The organism is Vibrio tubiashii ATCC 19109, from assembly GCF_000772105.1.
Taxonomy (GTDB): domain Bacteria; phylum Pseudomonadota; class Gammaproteobacteria; order Enterobacterales; family Vibrionaceae; genus Vibrio; species Vibrio tubiashii.
Genome location: NZ_CP009355.1, coordinates 827,531 through 853,503 on the forward strand (window position 1 = coordinate 827,531; position 25,973 = coordinate 853,503).

A 25,973-nucleotide genomic window follows, 5' to 3' on the forward strand; every position below is an offset into this window, starting at 1 on the left:
GGATAAAAAACGGAAGCCGAGGCTTCCGTTTTTTATATTAAGCGTATTGGGCAACCATGCTTTCCCAACTCTTTCTTTGGGTGGCAAGCTCTTGCTTCATTTGCTGATAGCGAAGTTTAAGTAGCGATTTCTCATACTTCTTGGCAAGGTCATTTTTCTTTGCCTCGAGCACCTGCTTCTGCACATCGTAGTAATCAGACATTTTACCCATCAGGGCTTCAAACTCTTTATTCAACGCTTCGTTAAGCAGTGCTGCGTTAGGCAGTTTACTAATGTTTCGCGATGCGGTGCTTAGGGATTGTTTAGCTTTGGCTTTTTCAATGATCAGCTTAGGCGTAACGCGAAGCTTCTTCGTTAGACCAAACCAAGAGCAAGATTTGATCAACCATTTGGTAGGATCGTACTGCCACCAATAGATGCCATTACGGTAGTCGTTCTCAAAGATATGGTGGTAGTTGTGGTAACCCTCGCCGAATGTAAACACAGCAAGCACAGCGTTATCACGAGCGGTATTCTTGTCTGTGTATGGCTGGCTTCCCCAGATGTGCGCCAAAGAGTTAATGAAAAACGTCGAATGATGGCTAAGCACTAACCTCAAAACGCCAACAATTAGAAGCATACCTAAGACATCACCGTGTAATAATCCAAGCGCGATAGGGATACCAAAGTTAGTCGCAATGGCTAAAGGTACGTAATACTTGTGTTGCCACATAACGATTTTGTCTTTCTGCAGATCACGGCAATTGCTGTAGTTCTCAAAAGTATTTGCATTGTACTCTCGCAACATCCAGCCAATATGGGAAAACCAGAATCCGCGTTTCGCTGAATATGGGTCTTTGTCGTTGTTATCGACATGCTTATGGTGAATGCGGTGATCCGAACTCCAATGCAGCGCACTGTTTTGGAGTGCAAATGCGCCACCTAAGGCGAAAAGGAGCCGCAAAGACCAGTGAGCTTCATAGGTTTTGTGGGACCAAAGGCGATGATAACCCGCCGTGATTGAAAGGTTACAGAAAGAGAACGCGACTAAAAACCAAACTAGGTGCTCGACGCCGTAACCCGAGGTCATGCCATACCAGGGCATGACAGCAACAGCGACGATAAAAGAGGATAAGAAGATAAATACATTTAACCAAATCAGAGGTGGTTTGCTAGAGCCCGACATGGTGATTTCCTTTCAGCTAACAGTTGTGCGCTAGAATATCAGCGTACAAGTGTAAGTCAAACGGAATTAAGGAGTTTGATGTCTAACTCACGCCTTTAGTGCATCGAATATGTAACTAAGTTTGTAATCGTTGGTTTGGCTAGATAATTATTCAATTTCTTGCGTAACTAGTTTCAGAATGTTTGGCTTTTAGTTAAATGTTTTATAGTATGAAGAGGTAAGCAATCCTTACAGGAAGTAATAAGGAACTATAAATGGAATTAAAAGTAGCTGAATATAGCGACTATGAGCGCATTGCTACTCTGCATGCTCAGAGCTGGAAGCTGTTCTACCAAGGTATTTTGGGCAAAGACTTTCTTGAGAACGAAGTTCTCGATGAAAGAATGGCTATTTGGCAAACACGTCTTATCAATCCTCCCTTCAACCAACATGTTCTTCTTATAGAAGAAGGAGGTTTACTATGCGGGTTTATTTGCGCATTCGGTAACCACGACTTTGAGAAAGGCACCATTATTGATGCATTGCATGTTGACCCCTCATATAGGGGTAGGGGTGTTGGGGTTAAGCTTCTTTCGGAAATGGCGAAGTGGATCGCACAATACTTTCCTGATAACGGAGTTTACCTTGAAGTAATGAAAGACAACAAACAAGCTGTAGACTTCTATGAACACCTTGGCGGTGACTGTCATCTCGAGCGCTTATGGAATGCTCCGTGTGGTAATAAAGTTCCAGAGTTAGTCTATACATGGAATTCAGGAAATGATTTGACGTGCAGCGTTGAATCTCACATAAAGTTAGACGTTGTAACAGGTTGAAACAAATAAGCCTATAACCCTGATATTTCTCGGACATTTGCTTTGTGGCCGTTAGGTAGTTTTAGATAAGCCCATTTATTAATTACCTAACGGTCTATTCATGAAAAATAAGATACTCTTCACAGCGCTCAGTAGTGCGCTTTTTCTCGTAGGATGCGGCGAAACTACACAAGGAAAAAATCAAGTTCCAGCCCAATTGGTTGTCGCCGAGCAAGCGAAATTCACTTCTCATCAACAAAGCAAATCGTATATTGGCCGTGTCGAGGCGGTTGAAGATACCAACATCACAGCGCAGGTGACTGGTTACCTTAAATCTCGCCATTTTGAAGAAGGGCAAATGGTCGAAGCAGGTCAGCTGCTCTACACGATTGAGCCATCTTCTTTTGAAGCGCAACTTGCCAGCGCAAAAGCGGAGCTTGCACAAGCAACAGCGAATCTTAAAAAAGCAGAACTTGATTTTAAGCGTGGTGAAAACCTGTTACCTAAAGGCAGCATTTCCCAGTCTGAGTTCGATAACTTAAATGCTGCGCTTCTTGGTGCTAAGGCTCAAGTAGAAGCGGGTAAAGCACAATTGCATTTGGCCGAAGTTAACCTTTCATATACCCAGATCAAAGCCCCATTTTCAGGCCGAATCGCGCAAAGTAAAGTGAGCACGGGTGATCTCGTCTCTCCACAGTCAGGAATTCTTACCACGTTGGTTAGCTTAGACCCAATCCATACAAGCTTTAGTGTGAGTGAGCGTGAGCGCCTTGAACTCGGAATGGACAGAGTCAAAGGGGACGGCGATGTTGATCTAGTCGAAGTGCAAATTGTACTTGAAAACGGTCAACCTTATGAATATCTAGGTCAGCTTGATTTTCTTGGAAATCGTATTGACCTAAATACGGGCACACTTGCTATGCGTGCGGTAGTAAACAACCCAGACTATCGTTTACTTCCAGGACAACATATTCGTGTTGAGTTGCGTGAGAAAGAAGCGACTGATGTGGTAGTTGTGCCACGTCGTGCAGTACAAACGGACCTAGAAGGTAACTTTGTCATGGTCGTTGCGGAAGGCAATGTCGCTGAGCGAAGAAATGTTGAATTGGGTCGACAGCTTGAGCAGGGAATCATTGTTCAAAGTGGTATTAGCGCAGATGAACAAGTGATTACCCAGGGCCTACAACGTATCCGAAATGGCGTTCCTGTGCGTTTTGACGAAAAGTCTGCAGCTGAATAACGAGGTCTAAATGTTAAGTCGCTTCTTTATCCAGCGTCCTAAGTTCGCGCTGGTCATTTCAATAATACTTACGCTCGCAGGTGCAATCTCGCTAATGATTTTGCCCGTTGCTGAGTACCCAAAAATCAGCCCTCCATCGGTTAACGTTTCTGCCTACTACACAGGTGCTAGTGCAGAAGTCGTTGAACAGGCTATAGCCGATCCTATAGAAACTTCCGTTAATGGCGTTGAGAACATGATTTATATGTCCTCAAAAAGCGCGAATGACGGTTCGTACAGCTTAAATGTGACCTTTGATGTTGGTACAGACCCTGATATGGCTCAGGTAAACGTGCAAAACCGAGTGTCGCAGATTGAGTCTAAGCTGCCGCAAGAAGTACGTATGGTTGGAGTGACAGTTCAAAAGCAGTCACCAGATATGTTGATGGTGCTGAACTTCTACTCGCCAGACGGTAAGTATGATGACAAGTTCCTGATCAACTATATCAACCTAAACGTTAAAGATCAGTTGGCGCGCGTTAAAGGTATCAGTAACGTTAACGTTATTGGTGGTGGCGAATACGCTATGCGTGTTTGGTTAGATCCTGAAAAAATGGCTAATCTAAACCTGACCACAAGTGATGTTTATTCTGCACTAGCGGAACAGAACGTTCAGGTAGCCGCAGGTCGAGTGGGTGCAGCGCCATACAGCAGTGCACAAGAAGTTCAGTTTAACCTAGTGACCAAAGGCCGTTTGGAAAGCGTCGATGAATTTGAAAATGTCGTTTTACGTGCAAACAGTGATGGCTCTACTGTTTACTTGAAAGATGTTGCGCGAGTTGAACTCGGCAAGAAATTCTACGACGGTACAGGTAAATTCCGTGGTCAAGATGCTTCAATAGTCGTGCTTTCTCTGCAGTCAGATGCCAACGCGCTAGAAAGTGGTGCGGCGGTCATGGAGTTGCTTGAGAAGTTAAGCACCAACTTCCCAGAAGGCATGGTGTACGAAACCAGTTATGACACAACGCTATTTGTCTCGGAATCGATTAAAGGTGTAGTTAAGACGCTCATCGAAGCCATCTTGCTGGTTATTGCGGTTACCTATCTTTTCTTGGGTAGTGCGCGTGCGACGCTAATTCCAGTCGTGGCGATTCCAGTGTCTTTGATTGGTACGTTTGCCATCATGCAAGCCACCGGCTTCACCATCAATACCGTAACCCTGTTTGGTCTTATTCTAGCCATCGGTATTGTAGTTGATGACGCCATATTGGTGATTGAAAACGTCGACACAACCATGGCCAAGGATCCTTCCATTAGTCCGAGAAAGGCAACTTTGATCGCGATGAAGGAAGTAACAGGGCCAATCATTACCTCAACATTAGTCTTGCTCGCGGTATTCCTGCCAGTAGCGATGTTGCCGGGCATTACAGGGATCATGTACAGACAGTTTGCGTTAACGATCTGTATTTCGGTAGTAATCTCATCCATCAATGCGTTAACACTATCGCCAGCTCTGTGTTCTCTGGTTCTAAAACAAGGCGGTGGCAACACAGCTCGTTGGTTTACCGCGTTTAATGCGGGTTTAGAAAAAGTAACCGCTCGTTATGGGCAAGTGGCAGGTTTCCTTGTTAAGAAGAGCGTGCTACTGGTTACCTTCTTTATTGTGGCCGTCGCAGCGGTAAGTTTCTTTGCTAAAACAACCTCTACTGCCTTTGTTCCGCAAGAAGATAAGGGCATCTTACTGGTTAACGTTCAGCTGCCGGATGCGGCTTCATTATCACGAACTGAAGAAGTCACAGAACAGCTCATAAAAATTGTTGAGCAAGAGCCAGGCGTAGAGGGCGTAACGGTTGCAAACGGTTATGCGTTTATGACTGGAGCGTCGGCTTCCAATGGTGCATCACTGTTTATCAAACTGCATGACTGGGACACGCGGAAGGCGTTAGAAGGGGAACACTCAGCTGATGCAATAGGACAGCGAATTAACGCTCGTGCTGCGAACGAATTACCGCAGGCAATTGTATTTGCAATGGGTGCACCAGCGGTCCCGGGCATGGGAGCGGCTTCCGGATTTGAGTTCGTGCTTGAAGATAGCCTAGGCAGAAGCCGCACTGACCTAGAGATGGTGATGGGGCAAATGATCGAAGAGGCGAACAAACAGCCAGAAATCGCATTTACTTTCAGCACATTCCGTGCAAGTGTCCCTCACTATTACGTTGATATTGATCGCGAGAAGGCTCAACAACTTGGCGTTCCTCTCTCTAGCGTATTTCAGACGCTACAGGGTAACTTGGGCTCGTTGTATGTAAATGATTTCAACTTATTCGGTAAGAACTTCCAAGTGACGATGCAAGCGGACGGAGAACACCGCCGCGGTATGGAAGACTTAGAGCGTTTCCATGTACGTTCATCGAGTGGGGAAATGATTCCTCTAAGTACACTGGTTAGCTACGAGCAAATCTTTGAACCAGACGTTGCATGGCGATACAACATGTATCGTAGTGCGGTGATTCAAGGTCAACCTGCTCCTGGTTACTCAAGTGGTGATGCCATTGCAGCGATGGAACGCGTTGCTGCTGAATTGCTACCGCAGGGTTACCAATATGAATGGACTGGCATGGCATACCAAGAGGTGCTTGCCGGAAACCAAGCGATATTCGCTTTCGCTCTAGCGCTCATCTTTATCTACTTATTCATGGTGGCACAGTATGAGAGTTGGACCATTCCATTGGCTATTATATTGGTTGTGCCTGTCGCAACTCTAGGTTCATTCCTTGCGTTGAACTTAACCGGAACTCCGCTGAACTTATATGCGCAAATCGGTCTCGTTCTACTTATAGCGCTAGCGGCGAAGAACGCAATCTTGATTGTGGAGTTCGCCAAGGTGGAGCGTGAAGAGAAGGATGTTCCAATCGACGATGCTGCTGTAGAAGGTGGTAAGCTACGTTTCCGTGCCGTTAACATGACGTCGTGGTCGTTTATCTTGGGCATTTTCCCTCTGATATTCGCTTCAGGCGCAGGACATGTAAGCCAAAACTCACTCGGTATTTCGTTGATTGGTGGCCTGTTGTGTGTGCTATTAGCAGGTACATTCTTAATTCCGGGCTTTTACGCATTCGTTCAGCGTCGACGAGAGAAGGCACATGGTGGCAATACCAAATTGATTCCTTTAGATGACGAGTAACGTTTGGTAAATTCAAAATCCCCTCAGCTGATTAGCGAGGGGATTTTTTGTATTTAGAATTTGGAGAATAAGCATGAGACTCTTCTTTAATGTGTTCGGCAATAAAATGTCTGTAGAAAGAAAAGGAGAAGAGTGGTTACTGTATCAAGAATCAGATACTTCAATTCGCCGAAGGGTTTACGATATCTATATCCCTAGTGATATAGATTGTGACCAACTCGCCCAATACTTGGCTGATATGTATCATGAAAACGCGACAGAGAGATTTTCATCGGTAGAAAAAATAAAGCCCTAACCAACAGGTTAGGGCTTTGTCGATAGCTGAGCCGATTAAGACGTTTTGAACTCAGCGACAGCGTTGTCCATATCTGTGGCTTGCGCAGAGACACGGTCAACTTCGTTCATACACTGCTGAGCCGAGCCCATATTTCCTTCAGAGATTGTGTTCAATTCGGTAATCGATTCACTCACTTGATTCATCACAATGCCTTGCTCTTCAATTGCCGAGGCGATACGTTCAGAGTTGGCTTGGATGTTGGTCATATCATCAATGATTTGCGTCAGGCTACTATCAAGCGTACGTGACGCATCAAGAGTTTGAGAGCCTTGCTCATTACATTGATCGATGTTGGTCACCACTTGCGACATCTGAGACTGAATTGCGGTAACCACTTTGGTGATCTCTTCTGTTGACTGGTGAGTTCGACTAGCGAGTGCACGCACTTCATCGGCAACCACAGCAAACCCACGACCTTGTTCACCAGCGCGGGCTGCCTCAATGGCTGCGTTGAGAGCTAACAAGTTAGTTTGTTCTGCGATTTCTTGAATGATATTTACAGCATCGCCAATTTTATCGACGTGATTGTTTAGGTCACTGATAGATTCTTGGCTGCTTCCCAAAATAGATGAAAGCTGATCAATATTTTGAACTGTTGTTTCAACGACTTTACGACCATTTTGAGCGTTAACTGAGGCTTGCTGAACCCCCTCTACTGCTACAGCGGTACTTTCTGAAATTTCACTGATGGTAGAGACCATCTCTTGAACAGAAGTAGCCATAGTACTGGTGTGGTCGGCTTGAGTGTGGAACTGCTCAATAACATTTTGCAGTTCATTGTGCATATTTGAGGTACTTTGAGACAACTCAGCAGACTTAGCCTGAGTACCTGATATAAGCTTTTCGAACTCATCTAATAGGCGGTTGAAGTAGTTACCTATAACACCTAACTCATCATCTTTAGCTAAGTTTGCGCGTAGTGAAACGTTATTGGTACGTGCGATCTCTTGTATTGCCGTAAGTAACGAGGCGACTTGTTGATTGATGGTACGAGAGATTTGAAAGATAAATCCAAAAATAACTAAAATGACCAGCGTTGTAAAACCAGTTTTAAACGTTGTGAGCCGCTCTTTTGTTGCTGATGTTTCGTCGTTTAGCAAAGATGAGAACGATTTAAATTGTTCTTCTACAGTGTGGGATAGATTGCGAGTATCACCGAGTAGTCCCTCGTTGTATTTGAGACCGATTCGTGTGCTCTGGTCGATATACGCTTGGGCTGCCGCTTTAAGAGATGAAGCAGTTGTAGGTATTAAAGACGTGTCTAATTTACCCTCCAATACTTGTTTATTGAACTCGAATAGTCCAACAAGTTCGTCGCTTGAGAGAGAGGGTTTAATCCCGGTAAGCTCGGAATTGTAACGTCCGACTAGCTTTTCCTCGGGCTTTAAACCACGTTGATCAAACGCCTGAACTAAAGTATTAAAGCCTGTTTGATATTTAAGAATATCTTGTTTAAGTTGACTGCTAGAAGGTAAAGAGTGTTGGGTTAATAGTGTAGATAACTCAGACTCAACCGCCAAAAAAGTATCCATATTTTTGTTAAACTTATCGAGATATTTCATATCCTTACGGAGTAGGAAATCTTTTTCATTACGACGAAGGTTTAGAAGTCGAATCTCGAGTTTGGCAACTAATAAACTTGCGTGATTGAGTTCTGAGGTAGATTGGGCAAAATGAGTTGAGGTTAATAGTACTGAAACAACCCCTAAAATGGCGACAGCACCCAATGAATACAGCTTATTCTTGATATTCATGAGATTACCTTATTTGTTAAACAATTTGATTTATAGGTAGTTAATGTGATGTTAGTTGCTATTCGCAAATATATCAATTATCTATATACTCCTAGTTTTGCATAGCGCAAATGTTGATCAGGCGCATATAATCGAGAAAATTAAATGTTTGAAAACATAGAGAAATATCAGGCGTTCATATTTGATATGGATGGTACCATAATTGACACCATGCCTGCACATTTAAAAGCCTGGCAGCAAACCGCTGAGCATTTTGGATTTCCGTTTTGCGAGCGATGGCTACATAGTTTGGGCGGAATGCCGAGCTATAAGATCGCGGCTGAAGTAAACAAGAAGCATGATATGTCGTTGGAACCTAAGGAAGTATCGCGATTCAAGATGGATGCGTTCGCTTCACTCGATGAGCATGGTGAGCCTATTGCTTGTACGGTGAATGTTCTTAACCACTTCTTTGGTAAGAAAAAACTTGCCGTTGGTACAGGAAGCCAACGAGAAAGCGCGATCAGACTACTGACCAAAGCGAAACTAATAGATAAGCTAGACGCTGTTGTTACCGCTACGGATGTGGCTAATCACAAACCGAATCCCGATACCTTCTTGCAAGCAGCAGAGTTGGTGAACACAGTGCCAGCGAACTGCCTAGTGTTTGAAGATACCAAGCTCGGCCTTCAAGCGGCCCATGCAGCAAAAATGGATTGTATGATGGTCGAAGGCGATAAACTTGTGTTCTATCCGTACATTAAATAATAAAAGAGCCGCTAAAGTTAGCGGCTCTTGAATTTTATCTGTCCCAGTAAGCTTCTTCTAAGCTATCTTCCCTCTCTGGAAGCGCTCGCGCTAGGCGAGGTGAGTGCTGAGTTAACACTTCATAGCTAACGCGGTTTGCGTATTTACAAATTTGCGATAGTGAAGAGTAAGTTAGGTATGGCTGATCATGTTTTGATGAATTTGGTACATTGACCTGATGATGGCTATTCGCCGCCATATCATGCAGCAGTGCAGACAGAGCTGCATCACCAGCACCGTTAGTGTTTTTTATCTCAAGTGGGCCACCTAGATACGGACCAATATGAGAGTACACTTTTACTGGATTCTGACAGTCTGACTTGCGCATTGCGCGGCTGAACTCGTACTTATTGAACTCAGGGATATTACCCGGCAATAGCGGTAATTCTGTTTCGCGCTTAACAGATTCTTCCGTGTAACCTGCCATGTAAAGACCAACTGGACCAGCGGTACATAGAACCACATCTACCCATTCGAGTGCTTTGTCAGCAGCAAGAAGAGGATCTTTTTCACCAGTTAAGGCTTCGCCTTCTTCTTCGTTCATCGCGACGATAGCAATATTTTCTTTAATGTAGTCTTGCCACCACTTTGCATTGCCTTCGATTACCCATTTTGTACCCAAAGTCAGGACAACGGGAACATTCTTCGATTTAGCAATCTCGATTGCGCGAGCAACAGCTTGAGGCATTGGATCTTCAGGCTTTCCGCGCATTAAATATGAAGAAACCACAAGGGCAGAGGCCTTATCAAACACATCTTCAGGAATGCTGTCAGGGCGCAGTTGGTTCATATGGCCTTCGTTAATTGCGAAGGTACGTTCACCGTTTTCAGAAATTAGGGTGTAGCAACGACCGATTGATCCTTCAACCATTTGTAAATGGTTAAGGTTCATACGAGAAGAGGTTCTACATAGGTAACGGTAGGCGAACGAGCCCACTTCAATATTGCGCGACATAACGCCAAGTAATACTGACTTGCTGTCTGCAAGCACAGAGTAGTTGTGAAGCGTGTTGCCGATCGTATCGCCAGGGTATTGGTGAGTGATCAGTTCACGTTTTACAAGCTCTTCGTACAGAGCATCGGCTTTGGCTTCTTCTAAAACTAGAGAGTGTCCTTTACTCAAGTCATATTTCGCGAGAAATTCATCATCGACTCTGGCTTCAATATCAACGATTGTTTGACCAACACCTACCACAATTGGGCGGTAAAGTTTTGGTGTTTGTTTCATCTGATTGACGAGTGGATCACGGGCGTGAGTTGGAAAGTAGTGCTTAGATTTGCGCTGTCCGGGAAACTTCATGTTTAAAGTGGAGTTGGAAATTTTCCCGCATAATATCACATTAAATTAAGATTGCTTTCATATTTATTACATAAAAAAGTGCCAATCGGACACGATTGGCACTTAATTGAGCTATTTCTCTTTGGTAAAGCTACCGTAGGCTTTTGTTCCCCAGAGCGGCACGGTTGATAAACTGTGCTTGAAGCTGCCGTCAGTTTCTTTGGTTGTGTATGAGAGGTAAAGAAGCGTCTGATTGTCTGCATCGTAGATGCGTCTAACCTTCATCGATTTGAAAAAGATACTTTTAGATTTCTTAAATACAACTTCACCAGATTTACTCTTATCAATCTGAGCGATCATTTCTGGGGTGATATCGCCCGTTTGGCGGCACGAGATAGAGCTATCGCTTGGGTCTGCAAGGCTAAAATCCGCTTCAATAGAAGCAATGTGGCAGGTAACACCTGTGACGACATCATCTTTTAGGTTTTCGATCTTAATGTCTTTCAATGTAAAAACGCCAAGCGAAACATCGCCAACTTCGTTGTCAGAACAACCCGCTAATAGTCCGGTTAAAAGCATTGCGGTGAGCAGTTTTTTCATTCTAAATCCTTGCTATTGTTTAGTTATCCGAATCTTTGGCTCAAGTATCAGGGCAATCAAGAAACGATAAAGGCAAATACCAACACTGTCGTTTCAAAAATGACTAACATTCAGCTTAAAGAGACAAGATGCAAATAGAGTACTGATAGCATATCAGGTTTTTGAATAGTTTACTGAATCACGTTTTAAAAGACTTGAGAGGTCAAGGTGTTATCTAGTAAGCTTCAGCCTAACTTCCTTAAGCGAGTACAGGTCTAACCGACGTTATGACGATACCTAAGATTGCTGAAATCAAAAATGAATGGCTTTATCAACAAGTCGATGTTGAATACCCAACAAAAGAGAGTATCGCTGGGTTAGCACTGTATAAAGAAAAGGTCACCTCGTGCCAATATGATCAATTAGAGTCAGTGCCGACTGAGTCGAGTGTCTTTGGCAAAGATGATATCTTCCTAGTTGATTTTCATCGTTTAACCGTTATGTTTGCCTTGTTACAGGCACGCCGTTGGCAAAACCAAGCCGACAAAGATCTGATTTTAGAATTCCTTTCGCAAATCATTTACTCTGAGCCATGCAGCTTGTATTTAGGTTTTAAAGCGGGAGAAGCGGTTGCAGCAGCGATCGTTACAGAAAGTGAAGATGCTTCACTGATTTCAGATATCGTTGTCAAAGACGAGTCAGCGCAGCTAAGCAAACAAGATTTTATTGCTGGGTTGTGCGCCAAATTAGGCATCTCCAATGACGGTGACCTTAGTTTGTTCGTTGAAAGCTAATTGCACTTATAGGAAACGAGTAGGAGTGAGTCTTAAACTAGACTAAGTTCTACTACTCTGCCTCACTGATAGCGCCTTGTTTACCTAAATAGTGGTAAATGGTGATGCGCTTTAAACTTCTGATTATAAATCTCCAATAAACCAGTGAAATGTTAAGCTGGTCATTTCAAATACTACTATCTGCCTTATTATTTCTCTTAGAAAATTAAGAGGATAGTGATATGGCAAGGCCTCAAGCTCAATGTGTAATTTTTGATTGTGATGGTACTTTAGTCGATAGCGAAAGGCTGTGTTGCCAAGCGTTGTGCGATACGTTTAACCATTTTGGCGCTTCATTATCGATGGATGAAGCGGTCAGTCATTTTGAGGGGGGGAAGCTAGCAGACATCTTAGCGGCGACCAAGCAAAGGCTAAATGTTAATGTTTCTATCGATCGACTCGAACCTGTCTACCGCCAAAAACTCGACTTGCTGTTTGAAGATCAGTTACAGCCAATGGAAGGGGTGTTCGAGGTTTTGGATTACCTCAATGAGAATGGTGTCGAATATTGTGTGGCTTCTAATGGTCCGAGAGACAAAATCGAGCGCTGCCTTGAGTTGACTGGGTTGTTACCGTTTTTTAAAGGGAAAATATTCTCTGCATTTGATACCAATAGCTGGAAACCCGAACCTGATCTTATCCTTTACAGTGCAATGAACATGGGTTTTAAGCTCGAAGATTGTATTTATGTGGACGATACGCCAAAAGGGCTCGAAGCTGGAGTGAGAGCTGGCGTGCAAACTGTTCATTTAACTGGATTAAACAACAAGCATCACACGCTAGATCTGAAAAAAATAAGCCACCTACGGGAGCTTGAAGAGATGCTTTAATGTAGGGCAGTCTGGGAAATTGTTGGCGTTGTACCTACTTTATGCAGTAGCGCATGAGTCGGATTGAGCTGTGTGACATTTTCAAAAAAGGACCCACATTCTGCGCAAAGCATGTTGTTGTTATCAGATAGCAAGTACTCCTCGCTACCGCATAACGGACAGCACAGCACATCGTTGAGCATTTCATCTTTATTCATGGGGGAATCTCCCGGCAGCGACAATAGAAACAATATATTATTAATTTTGTAATGTTCCTCGACAGGATAACTGGGCGTTGTTTGCCTGACAATTCCATTTTAGTCGAATGGATCGCTGTATTGCTCAATAAATGGAATTATCCGCAAATATTGAGAAGCATTTCATATATTGGGAAGATAGTAGAAGAATCAGATTTGATAAAAGCTCGCAGTCTCGCGAGCTTTTTGTTTTTTGTTACTTATGTTCTGTTGGCAAGGTAAGCTTCATAGTCAGGGATTTCGATATCCACTTCTTGTTCGATGAGCTCAGATTCAATAATGAACTTGGCCGTTGCACGGTTTGTCGCGACAGGAATATTCCATACACTTGCGATACGCAGTAGTGCCTTAACATCTGGGTCATGCGGAACCGCATTGAGTGGATCCCAGAAGAAGATCAGTACATCAATCTTGCCTTCAGAGATTAAAGCACCCAGCTGTTGGTCACCGCCCATCGGGCCACTGATCATACTTTTAATCGCTAAACCAGTATCCTTGCTCAGCATAGATCCCGTGGTGCCTGTTGCGTAGAGGAAGTGACGTTGTAGCTTTTCTTTGTTCTCTTTTACCCAACGTAGTAACTCAGGTTTGCAGTTGTCATGTGCGACAAGCGCGACGTGTTTGTGTGCAGGCAGGGTACGCGTCGTTTTTTCCATTTAGACTTCCTAATTGTTTTCGTTATATACGTAAAATGTTGGTCGATACTCTGAAGGGGATAGAGATTGCGCTATCACTTCAGGGTTCAAATTATTCGGTGTTAGCGGCTCAATAATAGGCGCTTCGATTTTGTTATAGTTTTCACCACGCAAATAGTGCACGGCTTGCTGAATCGAGAGGCGGCCTTGCAGTACCATTTTATCCGTTGGGGCAAATTCAACTCTGCTCCTCAATAGCCCTCGGTATACGCCGTGGCTTAAGTAGGTCGAAACAAGACCAATATCGTTGGCTTTGTTCGCGCTACGTAACTCGCTAATGGCTGCTTCAATCGCGACTGCGCTTCCTACTATATAATTAATATTTTTGTTATCAATGGCTTTTTGAACTAGGTTGCGTTGCAGCTCTTTATCATTGTCTGCCCAGTAGGTGTCGACAACATTAATGTCGCTACCTTTAATAGCAGAGTAAAACCCTTGGATCACGGGTTTAGTGCCACCACTGGATTGAGGTCCGGGTAATAGGGCAATATTGGTTTGCCCAGAGCCCGCAGGGTGCTTAGATTTTAGATAATCACCGACGTAGTAGCCCATCCAATACCAGTCGACGCCAACTTCCCCTTTTAAAGCGGATTGGTTTTGTGGATCAACCACGAGTTTGTTGACTGTTGCAAACACAGGAACTGATGAAGAGACAGTACTCAGTGATGAATAAAATAGGTCGGGTGCTACCGTACCTAAAATGATCGCGTCCGCTCCCCATTTGACACACAACGCCAAATGTTCACGTTGCTTGTCTAAGTTGAGGTAACCACCTGCTTCTAAAACTCGAAGATCGACATCTTGTTTGCCGGCTTCATCCACCATGCCGTAATTGACTGACAGCCAATAGGAATCTTTAAGATGTGGGTAGATAGCACAGATACGAGGAGGCTGAGCAGCATAGGTACTGGCAGAGAACAGGAAAAGGGTGAGCAGTATCGACGAAGTCAATGTTTTAGGTGTTTTGATTGCGGAGATCAAAGACATGCAGCATTTCGTTGGTAATGGGCGAATAAACACTGCAAAATATAGCGCATTATAGAAGAGTTAAGAAGTGAAGATTCTCAATGTTACTTGCTAAAGCGAGTATTGGCCGTAAATTGTTGCTGTCATTTTTGGCCATGGCGCTGCTGGTTTTAATATCCGCATTGATCGGTATGTTCGGATTTTCGTCCGTAGCAAAAACCGAGCGCAACGTGGTTAACTCTGCAATCCCTTCGATGATCGAAGCTCGTCAGGTTTCGGAACTCAGTTCGCGGATCATCTCATCTGTACAGACACTCTCGAACGCTAAAACTGAAGCAGAACGTCAAGAGTCAGGTAAAGAGCTCTTTTCGCAACTCGAAACCTTGCTCACGCATATAAAGCAGTTGGGTTCGGATTCGTTTGACTCGTCATTGCTAGATAGATTGGAATCAGACGTACAAGGTGTTATTGATACGTTGGCAAAACTGGGAATTGTTGTCGAAAGACGGTTATTTCTTAGTGATGATCTTGCGATAAGAACTCAAGAGCTAAGAAAACTAGCGAGGGAGTTAGAGCAGCTTACTCGTACACAAGTTGCAAACACGTCGACCATTGCTGTAGCTAACGTTACGCATATCTATGCGCTGCTGGAAAAAAACAAAAAAGATCAGGCTTATCAGGCGCTCGATACTTTAGTGGAAGTCGATCTCGATTTGGCTGAGCGTTTACACGAGCTCCATCTACTCGCTTTTAAGCTTCTTAATCATATTGAAGAGACACGCACGATCTCTGATATTGATCGTATTCGCACCATACGCCAAGAATTCAACAACAACTTGAGCATTATGAAGCGTCGAGTTCAAGCGGTAGAAGATCCAACGCGTTCCGCTCAGATGACGGCCTTACTTGATAAGTTAGAACAAAGGGAAGTGGTGTTTGATGTTCTCACTCAACGTTATGAGAACGAACTTTCAGCACAGCAGTTGATGCAAGATACGCTTACCCAGTTTTCGACACTAAACACAACGGTAAACAAGCTTGTCGATGATTCGAACTCGGCAACGACACGTGCCGTCGCTGAGTTAAAAACCACACTAAATTACGCACAGTTGACCCTAACGATCATCACAATATTGGGTATGTTGATAGTGGTCATTATCGTGTGGAAGGTCGTCTATGTATCGGTCGTTAAACGACTCGCTGAGTACTCTTCAGCGTTGCTTTCGATTGCCAAAGGACAGCTTGAAGTTGACCTCAAAGTGAGAGGGAGCGACGAGCTGGCTCATATGGGCCAAGCGATAATTACCGCGCGCAACACAGCGAAAGCGTTAAAGGTGGTTGCAGAGAGTGAAGCGGCCGCCAAGAGAGAATTGGAAGAACACAAAGGTCATCTTGAAGAGCTAGTTGCTGAGCGAACACATCAGCTGCAAAATGCCAATACCCGCCTAAATGAGGAAGTAGAGAACCACGCCAGAGCGCGTCAAGAAGCCGAGCAAGCTAGCCGAGCTAAATCCGCCTTCTTAGCTACAATGAGCCATGAAATTCGTACACCGATGAATGGCGTTCTTGGTACAGCACGCCTGCTTAAAGATGCCGGTCTCAACAGTACCCAAGCGCACTATGTTGACGTGATCAATCGCAGCGGTACGACACTATTAGCCATTCTCAACGATGTTTTAGATTACTCAAAAATAGAGGCGGGACATCTTGAGATCCGCCCGGTTGATTTTAATCTTCCTGCGATGGTCGATGATACCAAGCAACTGCTATTGGGCAGAGCGAAGGAAAAGTCCTTGCAGCTTGAGTACTGTATCGAAAGCGATGTTGAAAAATACTGGTTTGGTGACGTGACTCGTATCAGTCAGGTTCTCAATAATCTGGTTGGTAACGCGATTAAGTTTACCGAACAAGGCAATGTCGATATCTATGTGTCGCTTGATCCAGATACTCCACAGCACATCATGTTCGAGGTTTCCGATACCGGAGTGGGGATCAGTGCAGACGAACAACTGACCTTGTTTGATGCGTTTACCCAAGCAGCTGGTGGCATGGGATCAAAAGGCGGGACGGGCTTAGGCTTAGCGATCAGTAAGCGAATTGTTGAAGCAATGGGCGGACAATTGTTTGTAGACTCAAGCGTCGGTGAAGGTAGCTGTTTTTGGTTTTCTATCCCACTAACACTAGGTCAGGAGTTTGAAGAGCTAGAAGTAACCACTGATTGTCGAATCAAAGCTAAGGTTTTGCTTGTCGAAGATAATCCGGTCAATTGCATGGTTGCAGAAGGGTTCTTGAAAAGTATGAACCACGAGGTACATACAGCAGTGACTGGCGAAAAGGCCTTCTCTTTGTTTAAACAAGAGCAGTTCGATTTGGTGTTGATGGATATAAATCTCCCCGATTGTAACGGCGCAGAATTACTCAAAGATTTTAAGACATATGAGCTTGGTCAAGGGACTACAAACGTTGTTCCGATGATTGCCGTCTCTGCGCACGTATACAACGAAGAGGTTGAAAGTTACTTAGCAGCAGGCTTTGATGGTTACTTACCTAAACCATTAGATAAGGATCAATTATGCCAAGTAATTCAAAATAGTTTAGAAGGGAAGCCTCTGTTACTTGCCCAAAGTGATGATTGTGATGTAGAAATAGGCATGCAAAAACGGTCAATTATTAATCCGAATGTTATTCTGGCTGATATGGAAGTATTAGGCAGAGACAAAATGAAAGAAATCAGCCTGATGTTTAATCAGGGGGCTGATGAAATACTTGAACAACTCGATGCCGCTGCTAAACAAGAGAATCAGCATAACACGGTACAGTTAGCACATAAGTTAAAAGGTTCTGCGGGCAGCTTAGGCTTAGACTCTTTATACGATCTTTGCTTGGAGATAGAAAAGTCTCCCAACCCCTTAGAGTGTTATCAACAACACAAAGCCGGGTTAACTTTGCTTGTTTCGCAATCGAACGAGGCACTGAAAGAATTATTAGATTAGATATGAACCAAATTGAATCAAAAAAACTTTCCATGGCTCAGATCACGGAAGATGATTGGGCGCTGTTTGAACGATTAAATCAAGATGAAGATGTGATTCGTTACGCTTTCGATAAACCGTCTACTGAGCAAATCCGAGAGCGTTTTACATCGAGGTTACCCGCGTGGAGCTGGCCGGACAGCCATTGGTTGTGTCTGGTGATTCGAGAAAAAGAGTCCGGTGATGCTGTTGGCGTGACAGGCTTGTGTGTCTCTGAACAAAGCAAGGATGAAGTAGAAGTAGGTTATCTATTACTGCCAGAATTCCACGGTAAAGGCTATGGAACGGAGTCTTTAGTTGCTTTGATTGATCATGCTACTAGTGAGTTTCCGATTAAAACGGTCAATGCGATTGTGACCGACGGAAACATTGCTTCATGCAAAGTGCTTGAGAAAGCTGGCTTTACCTTAGCTGAACGTGAAAAAGATGCCTATTTACTAGGTGGTAAATACTACGATGACTTAATTTATCGTTTTCAGGTATCGGCCTAAGAAGTGACGACTGACAAAGTCAGCAAGGTTTGAGCCGTGTAATAGGTGATCATCACAACGTGACGCGAGTATGCTGAGTGGCTACGAAAACGATCCACCGCCAGTACAACATCCGACACGATGAAAATGAATGCGCCTAACACGGCATAGCCCGCACCAGAGCCTAAAGATGAATTCCAATGCTCAATGGTGCCCCAAGCCATCATCAATATTCCTAAGCTATAGACGGCGATAGGTAGCTTCCAACGACCTAAGTTTGGCAATAACAGTAGATACACAAGCGTTCCAATCGCAAGGAGTGTTAACAATATCCAGACATTAATTTGCATATCTACCGCACTGAAAAATGCGATGCTATAAGCAAAGTGGGCAAGTAAAAAAACGCTAAGACCTTGTATAAACTTATCTTTTGGGTGCATTAAAAAAATGTCGCCTATGCAAGATAAGATCAGGCCAACGCCAATCCACAGGGCGTAGGTTGCCTGGGCTAGTTGATTGCCAAAGACAATAATAGACATAAGAAAGATCGGTGTCGGCTTCGATAAATAAAAAATCCAACGATTGCTTTGGTTAATACTCCATACGTGTATTGCGCACGTTAGGGTAATTAATAGCCACATAAATCCTTCTTATACAAAAAAAGCAGCGAATGCTGCTTTTTAGATTAATAACTTAGCTGAATTTACGCAATAGCAAGGTCAAGGATCTTACGGCTTTGCTCTAAGTTGATCGCTTGGTTTTCGCCCAGTGCAACCATGCCGTGTTGCGTCAGTTGATTAATCACAGAGTCAACGGCCTGTTCTTTATCAGTTTCGTACTCACTAAATTGAGTGGCAACACCTAGCGATTGGTAGAAAGATTCAATCGCTACTATGGTTTGCTCAGCAAGATCGTCTGTCGCTTCTAGACCAAATACGTTAATACCCATCTGTTCTAGTTTTGTCTTCTTAACGGCAAATTGATTACGTAGCAAAGAAGGCTGTACGATAGCGAGTGAGCGTGCGTGATCAACACCCCAAAGCGCCGTAAATTCGTGACCGATCATATGCGTCGCCCAATCTTGCGGAACGCCCGAGCCAATTAACCCATTAAGTGCTTGGTTCGCTGTCCACATCAAGTTTGCACGCCACTGATCATTGTCGCGCTGTGCAAATTCAGCACCTAACACTTTTAAGTTTTTAAGCAGCGCTTCTGCGTAACCATCTTGAACCATAGCGCCGTGTTGGTTAGTTAAGTACTGCTCGCAGACATGAACCCATGCATCGACAATACCATTGATTAATTGCTTCTCTGGCAGAGTTTTCATTACATCTGGGTCCATGACCGCAAACTTAGGCTGTACATGCGGTGTCATGAACGGGAGTTTGTCGTGAGTTTCTGCTTTTGTAATCACAGCGCCCATGTTTGACTCTGACCCTGTAGCTGGCAACGTTAAGATAGCGCCTAGCGGCACGGCTTCAGTTACTTGATGTTTGCCAACCATAATGTCCCAACCATCACCGTCATATTTCGCAGCAGCCGCGACATATTTTGAGCCATCGATGACCGAACCACCGCCCACTGCCAGTATGAAGTTGATACCTTGTTGCTTGACTAAAGCCACGGCTTTATCGAGAGTTTCTTTTGTTGGGTTTGGCTCTACGCCGGAAAATTCACTCCAAGTGTGGTTGCTCAGAGCCTGCGAAACCTGATCATAAACACCATTGCTTTTAATTGAACCGCCACCGTAAATAACAAGTACTTTTTGATCGGTAGGGATGATGGATTGAATGCTTTGAATTTGACCTTGACCAAATTGAATTTGGGTTGGGTTAACGTATGAAAATTGCATTGTGTTATGCCTCTTGCTTCCAGTTATGGATTGTAATCTTTATCGCTAACATGCATATTAGTAGTGGAGTTTAGCTTGATAAAGGCCAATTACTCCAAATATTATGCCTATTTCTCCAAGATTAATTTTAGCGGAGCAAAAATGTCACTCGCAGAACTTATGCAGCAATACGTCGATATGAAAGGTTTCGATCAACTCGAAGGCATTGCTAAAACTGAAATCGAAGGGCTCTACTTTTATCGAAGTAGTCAGGGAAACACGCGTCGACCTTTTGTCTATCAATCTGGCGTTATTGTGCTTGGACAAGGTAAAAAGAACATCTACCTTGGTAATCAGCCTGTTCAATATGGACCTGATGACTATCTCGTTGTCGGCGTACCAATGCCTTTAGAGTGTGAAGCAATCGCTGTTGATGGAGAACCCTTGCTAGGTTTAAGTATCGATATTGACCCACAAGTACTGCACCGGCTCGTGAACAAGCTGGAAACTATGAACTGTTACAAGCCTTGTGCCGATGGCAGTGTACGTTCCGGTCTTAAATCTGTTGCTATGGATGACGATATGCTCGGTGTCTGCAAAAGGTTGATGAAAGCACTTTGTAATCCGATTGAGCTAGCGGTGTTAGGCGATAGTTTGATGGAGGAGTTAGCGTTTAGAGCCTTAATGAGCAAAGAAGGCCATGTGTTATTCGATCTCGCTCGCCATGAGGGGCATTACGCACGAGTGGCAAAAGCGCTTGATTACCTCCATCAGAACTATACAGCTTCCGTAACAGTGCAAGATCTTGCTGAACAAGCAAATATGAGTGTTTCTGCGTTTCACCAAGCCTTTAGGAGTGTCACCTTAGCATCACCAATCCAGTACATTAAAAAGGTGCGATTGGATAAAGCGCGGGAGCTGATACAGTTAGAGGGGGTTAAAGTTGGAGAAGCCGCTCGTTTAGTGGGATACAACAGTACTTCTCAGTTCTCTAGGGAGTTTAAACGCCACTTCAATGAAACCCCGAAAGCCAAACTTGTTAGCTAACTGTAAAAAGAGGAAATCAGGTTTTACAAATTTACAGTGTTTTTTAACTCAAGTTTGAGTAATATTATAAAAACAAAGCGAATTATTCTCGTTTCCCTATAGGAGATCTAGTCAATCTTCTGTGATAAGCCCCTTTTTCAGTGATGATGAAGGGGCTTATTTTTTTATCAATAACCAAGTAAAACTAGTTATTGATGCAAATTAAGTGTCAGCTTGTTGCATATATTGAGCTGTAAATTGCGAGTCATTTTATAGTCTGACCAAACAACACGTGTCATTTTGGCATTCTTATCTAGGGTTATTTTACGCGAAAATTTAAGTGTTCAATCTTATTGATAAACATAGAAATTAAAGCGTTTAAACAACAACTTAAGGATAAATGAAATGCATAAATCAACGTCAGGAACGGCTAGAAGAGTATTTACCCTTAGTACTCTTAGCGCGTCATGTTTAATGGCATTTAACAGTTACGCCGCAGTTGACTGCAGCCCTCTCGGAGCTTGGGATTCATCGACCATTTATAACACTGGTGATCAAGTTCAACACTTGGGCGAGGGTTATCAGGCTAATTATTGGACGCAAGGAAATAACCCAACCCAAACGTCGGGCGAATGGGGTCACTGGAAACATTTAGGAGCGTGTGATGCTACTGGAGGAAATGAGCCTCCAACGGTGTCAGTGACGTCTCCTCTTGCCTCTGATGCAATCACTCAAGGTGACGCTGTCACTATTTCTGCAAGCGCGTCAGATGTCGATGGAACGGTCACCAAGGTGGAGTTTTCTGTTGATGGTGTTGTGGTTGGTCAAGCGACACAAGCTCCTTATAGTGTGGCTTGGACCGCTACCGTTGGCAGTCATCAAATCGGTGCGGTTTCTTATGATGATGCGGGCGCTCAGAGTACAGTCAGTAGCGTGACAATAAATGTCGTCTCTGCAAATCCTGATAACATTGCACCAACAGTCGATGTTGCGCTATCGACCAACTCGGTAGATGTAGGAAGTGCAGTGACACTTACGGCTAATGCAGCGGATGCGGATGGGTCAGTTGATAAAGTAGACTTTTATGTTGGTGGTAGTTTGGTGGGTACTGCCGCTACTGCGCCTTACACTTTGAATTACACAACGGTGCAAGCTGGCAATCTTGCGGTGTATGCCGTTGCAACAGACAATCTAGGGGCGAGTACTAATTCGACGCCTGTTACTCTCGTCGTTAACGGTGTACCGCCGGTTGCTAATTGTCGTCCAGACGGTTTATATCAGACACAAGGCGTGAATGTTCCTTACTGTACCGTCTACGATGGCGAAGGTCGTGAGCAGATGGGAGCGGATCACCCGCGTCGCGTGATTGGATATTTCACTAGTTGGCGTGCGGGTGATGACCCACAAGCCTCATACCTCGTCAAAGATATTCCATGGGAACAACTGACTCATATTAATTATGCCTTTGTTGGTATTGGTTCTGATGGGAAAGTGAACTTAGGTGATGTCAACGATCCAAACAATGCAGCAACCAGTAAAGAATGGCCAGGGGTAGATATTGACCCAACACTGGGTTTTAAAGGGCACTTTGGTGCGTTAGCGACTTATAAACAGCGCTATGGTGTTAAGACGCTGATTTCTATTGGTGGCTGGGCTGAAACTGGTGGTCATTTTGATGCCAATGGTAATCGTGTTGCTGATGGTGGTTTCTACACCATGACAACCAATGTCGACGGATCAATTAACCACGCAGGTATAGAAAAATTTGCCGCTTCAGCCGTTGAAATGATGCGTACCTATAAGTTCGATGGTCTGGATATTGACTACGAATATCCGACGTCAATGGCAGGTGCAGGAAACCCTTATGATAAAGCCTTTATGGAGCCGCGACGCCCATATTTGTGGGCTTCTTACCAAGAGTTAATGAAAGTTTTACGTGAGAAGCTCGACGCAGCTTCAGCGCAAGACGGTATTCATTACATGTTAACTATTGCGGCGCCATCATCTGGATATCTATTGCGAGGCATGGAAACTTTTGATATCACCAAATACCTCGATTACGTCAACATCATGTCCTACGACCTACATGGAGCATGGAATGATCATGTAGGACACAATGCTGCGTTGTTCGATACAGGAGAAGACTCAGAGTTAGCGCAGTGGAATGTCTATGGTACGGCCGCCTATGGTGGTATTGGCTACTTGAACACCGACTGGGCTTACCACTATTTCCGCGGTTCGATGCCAGCAGGTCGTATCAACATTGGTGTTCCATACTACACTCGCGGTTGGCAAGATGTGACAGGTGGGACTAATGGTCTTTGGGGCCGCGCTGCCTTACCAAATCAAGCCCAATGCCCTGAAGGAACAGGGGAAGGCGAGAAGAACAATTGTGGTAATGGTGCGATGGGCATCGATAACATGTGGCATGATAAAGATCCTCAAGGCAACGAAATGGGGGCGGGCTCAGGCCCAATGTGGCATGCTAAAAACCTAGAGAAGGGAGTATGGGGTACGTACAGCGCCGCTTATGGCTTAGATCCTGTTAATGATCCGAGTGATCAATTGGTTGGCACCTATACAAGACACTATGACAGCGTTGCGGTTGCACCTTGGCTATGGAACGCACAAAAGAATGTTTTCCTTTCCACTGAAGATGAAGCTTCGGTTTCTGTTAAAGCGGACTACGTCATTAACAAAGAGATCGGTGGGATTATGTTCTGGGAGCTAGCAGGGGACTACAACTGTTATCTGATTGAGAATGGACAGCGTACCTCTGTCGACTTGACTGAGCAAGCCTGTGCAAATGGAACTGGTGAGTACCATATGGGTAACACCATGACGAAAGCTATCTACGATAAGTTTAAGTCTGCGACGCCATATGGCAATAAGGTTTCAACGGGCGCAATACCTACCGAGGCCGTTGATATAGCAGTGACGATCGGCGGCTTTAAAGTGGGTGATCAGAACTACCCAATCAACCCTAAAGTGACCTTCACGAACAATACAGGGCAAGCCATTCCTGGTGGTACTGAGTTCCAATTCGATATCCCAGTTTCGGCTCCTGATAATGCTAAAGATCAATCGGGTGGCGGGTTAAAAGTCATCGCGTCTGGCCACACAAGAGCGAACAACATTGGTGGCCTTGATGGACCAATGCACAGAGTCGCATTTAGTCTGCCAAGCTGGAAAGAACTGCCTGTCGGTGGGACTTACGAGCTTGATATGGTCTACTACCTACCTATCTCTGGGCCTGCGAATTACACTGTAAATCTGAGCGGAGTAGATTACGCATTTAAATTTGAGCAACCAGACTTACCGCTAGCGGATTTGTCTAATGGTGGAAACAACGGTGGTAGTAATGGAGGTAACACCGGTACTGTAACAGCATGGGAGCCAGGCGTGACCCAAGCAATCAATGGTGACACCTATTCTTACAATGGAAAATGTTTCGTTGCCAAGAATAATCCCGGTACATGGGAATCACCGACTCAGTCAAACTGGTTTTGGGATGAGGTTACTTGCCCTCAGTAAGTGAATCTTGCTTAGTACAAGGCCCTGGCATTCCACCAAGGCCTTTTTTTATAGGGTAAACCCATACTGACTAAAATTTGTAGCTTTCAGGAACAACCACGATGCCGTTCTCTGAGATGTGGAATCGTTTGGCATCTTCAATGGCATTTAATCCGATTGAAGTATAGGCAGGAATTGAAACATGTTTATCAATGATGCAGTTGACCAACTTACATCCTTCACCAACTTCAACATCATCAAATAAAATACTGTCTACAATGGTGGCACTGTCGTTGATACGTACATTGGACGAAATCACCGAGTGTTGCACTGAACCACCGGAATTAATCACGCCATTGGCGATAATCGAGTTGATAAATATCCCTTCATTACCCGTTGCTGAGGAGACGGTTCGTGCGGGGGGCAGCTGCGGTTCATAAGTACGAACCCCCCAGTTAGGTTGGTACAGATTCATCGGTGGAATCGGCTCTAGCAAGTCCATGTTCGCCTGATAAAATGAATCGATTGTTCCTACATCTCGCCAATAGCAGTCTCGAGCAACACGGCCACGATCGGAGCAAAAGTTGTAAGCGTAAACGCATTGCTCATCGATTAAGCGAGGAATGATGTCATTACCAAAGTCATGCGAAGAGAAGTCATTATCAGCATCTTCTCTGAGCACCCTCTGAAGTGTTTCCATCTCGAATATGTAGATACCCATAGAAGCTAAACTACGATCCGGCTTGTTAGGCATGGATTGTGGATCTGCGGGTTTCTCGGAGAAGGTCTCGACTAAGCCTTGATCATTAACAGAAAGAACACCAAATGCGGATGCGTCTTTTCTCGCGACATCCATAGATGCAATGGTCAGCTTTGCGCCATTTTCAATATGGTCTTTCAGCATTTCCGCATAGTCCATGCGATAGATGTGATCACCAGATAAAACGATAACGTGCTTAGCGTCACTTCGCTCCAATAGCCATAGGTTGTGGTAGATTGCGTCGGCTGTCCCTTCATACCATTTACCTTTACCACGCATCTGAGGTGGGACGACCGAAATAAACTCGCCCAACTCAGGATTAAACAATGACCATCCATCTCGCAGGTGCTTTTGCAATGAGTGAGATTTGTATTGTGTAAGCACCAATATCTTACGAAGCCCAGAGTGGAGGCAATTGGTTAAGGTAAAATCAATGATTCGGTACTTGCCTCCGAAAGGCACGGCAGGTTTAGCGCGGTCATCCGTAAGCGGGCTTAAGCGAGAGCCCATTCCCCCAGCTAAGATAACGGTAAGGGTATCTTGCATGTTTCTATCTCCATATAGCGCAACTAACGACATATGAAGGTTAGTTCAAGAACCGCGCCAACTAAAAAACAGCGTACCAATAAGGGTTGTTGCACACGTCTGCACAATAAATGTGTGAACTTGGTGCATATAAAATGA

21 protein-coding genes are annotated in these 25,973 nt (G+C 44.3%); 11 read left to right on the forward strand and 10 right to left on the reverse strand.

All coding sequences use genetic code 11. From position 1 onward, the window contains the following. Window positions 1-37 precede the first annotated feature (37 nt). Complete coding sequence (locus IX91_RS18840) at window positions 38-1,165, reverse strand: acyl-CoA desaturase (RefSeq protein WP_004746825.1); 1,128 nt, start codon at window positions 1,163-1,165, stop codon at window positions 38-40. Between the two features lie 254 nt (window positions 1,166-1,419). Here IX91_RS18840 and IX91_RS18845 point away from each other — a divergent pair, with 254 nt between their 5' ends. The 4 genes from IX91_RS18845 to IX91_RS18860 all read left to right on the forward strand — a co-directional run bounded on the left by IX91_RS18845 (window position 1,420) and on the right by IX91_RS18860 (window position 6,657). Continuing rightward, the gene (locus tag IX91_RS18845; RefSeq protein ID WP_004746824.1) at window positions 1,420-1,980 is read left to right on the forward strand and encodes a GNAT family N-acetyltransferase; all 561 of its coding nucleotides are present in this window, start codon (window positions 1,420-1,422) and stop codon (window positions 1,978-1,980) included. A gap of 100 nt (window positions 1,981-2,080) precedes the next feature. Then, window positions 2,081-3,199 carry an efflux RND transporter periplasmic adaptor subunit gene (locus tag IX91_RS18850; RefSeq protein ID WP_038197333.1) on the forward strand — a complete coding sequence of 373 codons (1,119 nt, stop codon included), beginning with the start codon at window positions 2,081-2,083 and terminating at the stop codon, window positions 3,197-3,199. A 10-nt stretch (window positions 3,200-3,209) separates the two neighbouring features. Next, window positions 3,210-6,362, forward strand: coding sequence for an efflux RND transporter permease subunit (locus IX91_RS18855; RefSeq protein ID WP_004746820.1), 3,153 nt, complete (start codon window positions 3,210-3,212; stop codon window positions 6,360-6,362). 73 nt (window positions 6,363-6,435) lie between these two features. Then, window positions 6,436-6,657 carry a DUF7661 family protein gene (locus tag IX91_RS18860; RefSeq protein WP_004746818.1) on the forward strand — a complete coding sequence of 74 codons (222 nt, stop codon included), beginning with the start codon at window positions 6,436-6,438 and terminating at the stop codon, window positions 6,655-6,657. 35 nt (window positions 6,658-6,692) lie between these two features. Here the strand turns inward: IX91_RS18860 and IX91_RS18865 are convergent, their stop codons facing one another. After that, window positions 6,693-8,453, reverse strand: a complete 1,761-nt coding sequence (locus IX91_RS18865) for a methyl-accepting chemotaxis protein (RefSeq protein ID WP_004746815.1) — start codon at window positions 8,451-8,453, stop codon at window positions 6,693-6,695. Between the two features lie 144 nt (window positions 8,454-8,597). Here IX91_RS18865 and IX91_RS18870 point away from each other — a divergent pair, with 144 nt between their 5' ends. After that, the gene (locus tag IX91_RS18870) at window positions 8,598-9,200 is read left to right on the forward strand and encodes a beta-phosphoglucomutase family hydrolase (RefSeq protein ID WP_004746813.1); all 603 of its coding nucleotides are present in this window, start codon (window positions 8,598-8,600) and stop codon (window positions 9,198-9,200) included. A 34-nt stretch (window positions 9,201-9,234) separates the two neighbouring features. Here IX91_RS18870 and IX91_RS18875 read toward each other — a convergent pair whose 3' ends face one another. Then, window positions 9,235-10,539 (reverse strand): inosine/guanosine kinase, encoded by a 1,305-nt coding sequence (locus IX91_RS18875; RefSeq protein WP_004746812.1) that lies wholly within the window; start codon window positions 10,537-10,539, stop codon window positions 9,235-9,237. A 111-nt stretch (window positions 10,540-10,650) separates the two neighbouring features. Beyond that, a complete protein-coding gene (locus IX91_RS18880) occupies window positions 10,651-11,118 on the reverse strand; it encodes a CreA family protein (RefSeq protein WP_004746809.1) in 468 nt (155 codons plus the stop codon). 266 nt (window positions 11,119-11,384) lie between these two features. Between IX91_RS18880 and IX91_RS18885 the strand changes: the two genes are divergently transcribed. Together IX91_RS18885 and IX91_RS18890 are read left to right on the forward strand one after the other, a co-directional pair. Next, a complete protein-coding gene (locus IX91_RS18885) occupies window positions 11,385-11,891 on the forward strand; it encodes a hypothetical protein (RefSeq protein WP_004746808.1) in 507 nt (168 codons plus the stop codon). Window positions 11,892-12,112: 221 nt separating this feature from the next. Then, window positions 12,113-12,760 carry an HAD-IA family hydrolase gene (locus tag IX91_RS18890; RefSeq protein ID WP_004743828.1) on the forward strand — a complete coding sequence of 216 codons (648 nt, stop codon included), beginning with the start codon at window positions 12,113-12,115 and terminating at the stop codon, window positions 12,758-12,760. On the opposite strand, the gene IX91_RS25925 is transcribed toward IX91_RS18890, so the two are convergent. From IX91_RS25925 to torT, 3 genes are all read right to left on the reverse strand, one after another. Next, window positions 12,757-12,957, reverse strand: coding sequence for a hypothetical protein (locus IX91_RS25925; RefSeq protein ID WP_004743829.1), 201 nt, complete (start codon window positions 12,955-12,957; stop codon window positions 12,757-12,759). The genes IX91_RS18890 and IX91_RS25925 overlap by 4 nt on opposite strands. A 239-nt stretch (window positions 12,958-13,196) precedes the next feature. Further along, window positions 13,197-13,652: a methylglyoxal synthase gene (locus tag IX91_RS18895; RefSeq protein WP_004743830.1), complete on the reverse strand. Its 456-nt coding sequence runs from the start codon at window positions 13,650-13,652 to the stop codon at window positions 13,197-13,199. A gap of 9 nt (window positions 13,653-13,661) precedes the next feature. Continuing rightward, window positions 13,662-14,678 carry a TMAO reductase system periplasmic protein TorT gene (torT, locus tag IX91_RS18900; protein WP_004743831.1) on the reverse strand — a complete coding sequence of 339 codons (1,017 nt, stop codon included), beginning with the start codon at window positions 14,676-14,678 and terminating at the stop codon, window positions 13,662-13,664. 80 nt (window positions 14,679-14,758) lie between these two features. Here torT and torS point away from each other — a divergent pair, with 80 nt between their 5' ends. Beyond that, complete coding sequence (gene torS, locus IX91_RS18905) at window positions 14,759-17,650, forward strand: TMAO reductase system sensor histidine kinase/response regulator TorS (protein ID WP_004749142.1); 2,892 nt, start codon at window positions 14,759-14,761, stop codon at window positions 17,648-17,650. 2 nt (window positions 17,651-17,652) lie between these two features. Then, window positions 17,653-18,180 (forward strand): GNAT family N-acetyltransferase, encoded by a 528-nt coding sequence (locus IX91_RS18910; RefSeq protein WP_004743198.1) that lies wholly within the window; start codon window positions 17,653-17,655, stop codon window positions 18,178-18,180. Here IX91_RS18910 and IX91_RS18915 read toward each other — a convergent pair. After that, window positions 18,177-18,800 (reverse strand): lysoplasmalogenase, encoded by a 624-nt coding sequence (locus tag IX91_RS18915; protein WP_004743199.1) that lies wholly within the window; start codon window positions 18,798-18,800, stop codon window positions 18,177-18,179. The two genes, IX91_RS18910 and IX91_RS18915, sit on opposite strands and share 4 nt — an antisense overlap. Window positions 18,801-18,862: 62 nt before the next feature. Beyond that, window positions 18,863-20,011: an iron-containing alcohol dehydrogenase gene (locus tag IX91_RS18920; RefSeq protein ID WP_004743200.1), complete on the reverse strand. Its 1,149-nt coding sequence runs from the start codon at window positions 20,009-20,011 to the stop codon at window positions 18,863-18,865. 141 nt (window positions 20,012-20,152) lie between these two features. Here IX91_RS18920 and IX91_RS18925 point away from each other — a divergent pair, with 141 nt between their 5' ends. Further along, on the forward strand, window positions 20,153-21,037 hold the full coding sequence (locus tag IX91_RS18925) for an AraC family transcriptional regulator (protein ID WP_004743201.1): 885 nt from the start codon (window positions 20,153-20,155) through the stop codon (window positions 21,035-21,037). A gap of 384 nt (window positions 21,038-21,421) precedes the next feature. Continuing rightward, window positions 21,422-24,550: a chitinase C-terminal domain-containing protein gene (locus IX91_RS18930; protein WP_004743202.1), complete on the forward strand. Its 3,129-nt coding sequence runs from the start codon at window positions 21,422-21,424 to the stop codon at window positions 24,548-24,550. A gap of 70 nt (window positions 24,551-24,620) precedes the next feature. On the opposite strand, the gene glgC is transcribed toward IX91_RS18930, so the two are convergent. Beyond that, window positions 24,621-25,835 carry a glucose-1-phosphate adenylyltransferase gene (glgC, locus tag IX91_RS18935; RefSeq protein ID WP_004749141.1) on the reverse strand — a complete coding sequence of 405 codons (1,215 nt, stop codon included), beginning with the start codon at window positions 25,833-25,835 and terminating at the stop codon, window positions 24,621-24,623. Window positions 25,836-25,973 lie beyond the last annotated feature (138 nt).

Bases quoted from the DNA above. Each gene is read 5' to 3' on its own strand.
- IX91_RS18930 (WP_004743202.1), top strand. From the start codon at position 21,422: ATGCATAAATCAACGTCAGGAACGGCTAGAAGAGTATTTACCCTTAGT.
- IX91_RS18855 (WP_004746820.1), top strand. From the start codon at position 3,210: ATGTTAAGTCGCTTCTTTATCCAGCGTCCTAAGTTCGCGCTGGTCATT.
- IX91_RS25925 (WP_004743829.1), bottom strand. From the start codon at position 12,957: ATGAATAAAGATGAAATGCTCAACGATGTGCTGTGCTGTCCGTTATGC.
- IX91_RS18870 (WP_004746813.1), top strand. From the start codon at position 8,598: ATGTTTGAAAACATAGAGAAATATCAGGCGTTCATATTTGATATGGAT.
- IX91_RS18885 (WP_004746808.1), top strand. From the start codon at position 11,385: ATGACGATACCTAAGATTGCTGAAATCAAAAATGAATGGCTTTATCAA.
- glgC (WP_004749141.1), bottom strand. From the start codon at position 25,835: ATGCAAGATACCCTTACCGTTATCTTAGCTGGGGGAATGGGCTCTCGC.
- torS (WP_004749142.1), top strand. From the start codon at position 14,759: ATGTTACTTGCTAAAGCGAGTATTGGCCGTAAATTGTTGCTGTCATTT.
- IX91_RS18860 (WP_004746818.1), top strand. From the start codon at position 6,436: ATGAGACTCTTCTTTAATGTGTTCGGCAATAAAATGTCTGTAGAAAGA.
- IX91_RS18865 (WP_004746815.1), bottom strand. From the start codon at position 8,453: ATGAATATCAAGAATAAGCTGTATTCATTGGGTGCTGTCGCCATTTTA.
- IX91_RS18875 (WP_004746812.1), bottom strand. From the start codon at position 10,539: ATGAAGTTTCCCGGACAGCGCAAATCTAAGCACTACTTTCCAACTCAC.
- IX91_RS18910 (WP_004743198.1), top strand. From the start codon at position 17,653: ATGAACCAAATTGAATCAAAAAAACTTTCCATGGCTCAGATCACGGAA.
- IX91_RS18890 (WP_004743828.1), top strand. From the start codon at position 12,113: ATGGCAAGGCCTCAAGCTCAATGTGTAATTTTTGATTGTGATGGTACT.
- IX91_RS18895 (WP_004743830.1), bottom strand. From the start codon at position 13,652: ATGGAAAAAACGACGCGTACCCTGCCTGCACACAAACACGTCGCGCTT.
- IX91_RS18920 (WP_004743200.1), bottom strand. From the start codon at position 20,011: ATGCAATTTTCATACGTTAACCCAACCCAAATTCAATTTGGTCAAGGT.
- IX91_RS18845 (WP_004746824.1), top strand. From the start codon at position 1,420: ATGGAATTAAAAGTAGCTGAATATAGCGACTATGAGCGCATTGCTACT.
- IX91_RS18850 (WP_038197333.1), top strand. From the start codon at position 2,081: ATGAAAAATAAGATACTCTTCACAGCGCTCAGTAGTGCGCTTTTTCTC.
- IX91_RS18915 (WP_004743199.1), bottom strand. From the start codon at position 18,800: ATGTGGCTATTAATTACCCTAACGTGCGCAATACACGTATGGAGTATT.
- IX91_RS18925 (WP_004743201.1), top strand. From the start codon at position 20,153: ATGTCACTCGCAGAACTTATGCAGCAATACGTCGATATGAAAGGTTTC.
- IX91_RS18840 (WP_004746825.1), bottom strand. From the start codon at position 1,165: ATGTCGGGCTCTAGCAAACCACCTCTGATTTGGTTAAATGTATTTATC.
- torT (WP_004743831.1), bottom strand. From the start codon at position 14,678: ATGTCTTTGATCTCCGCAATCAAAACACCTAAAACATTGACTTCGTCG.
- IX91_RS18880 (WP_004746809.1), bottom strand. From the start codon at position 11,118: ATGAAAAAACTGCTCACCGCAATGCTTTTAACCGGACTATTAGCGGGT.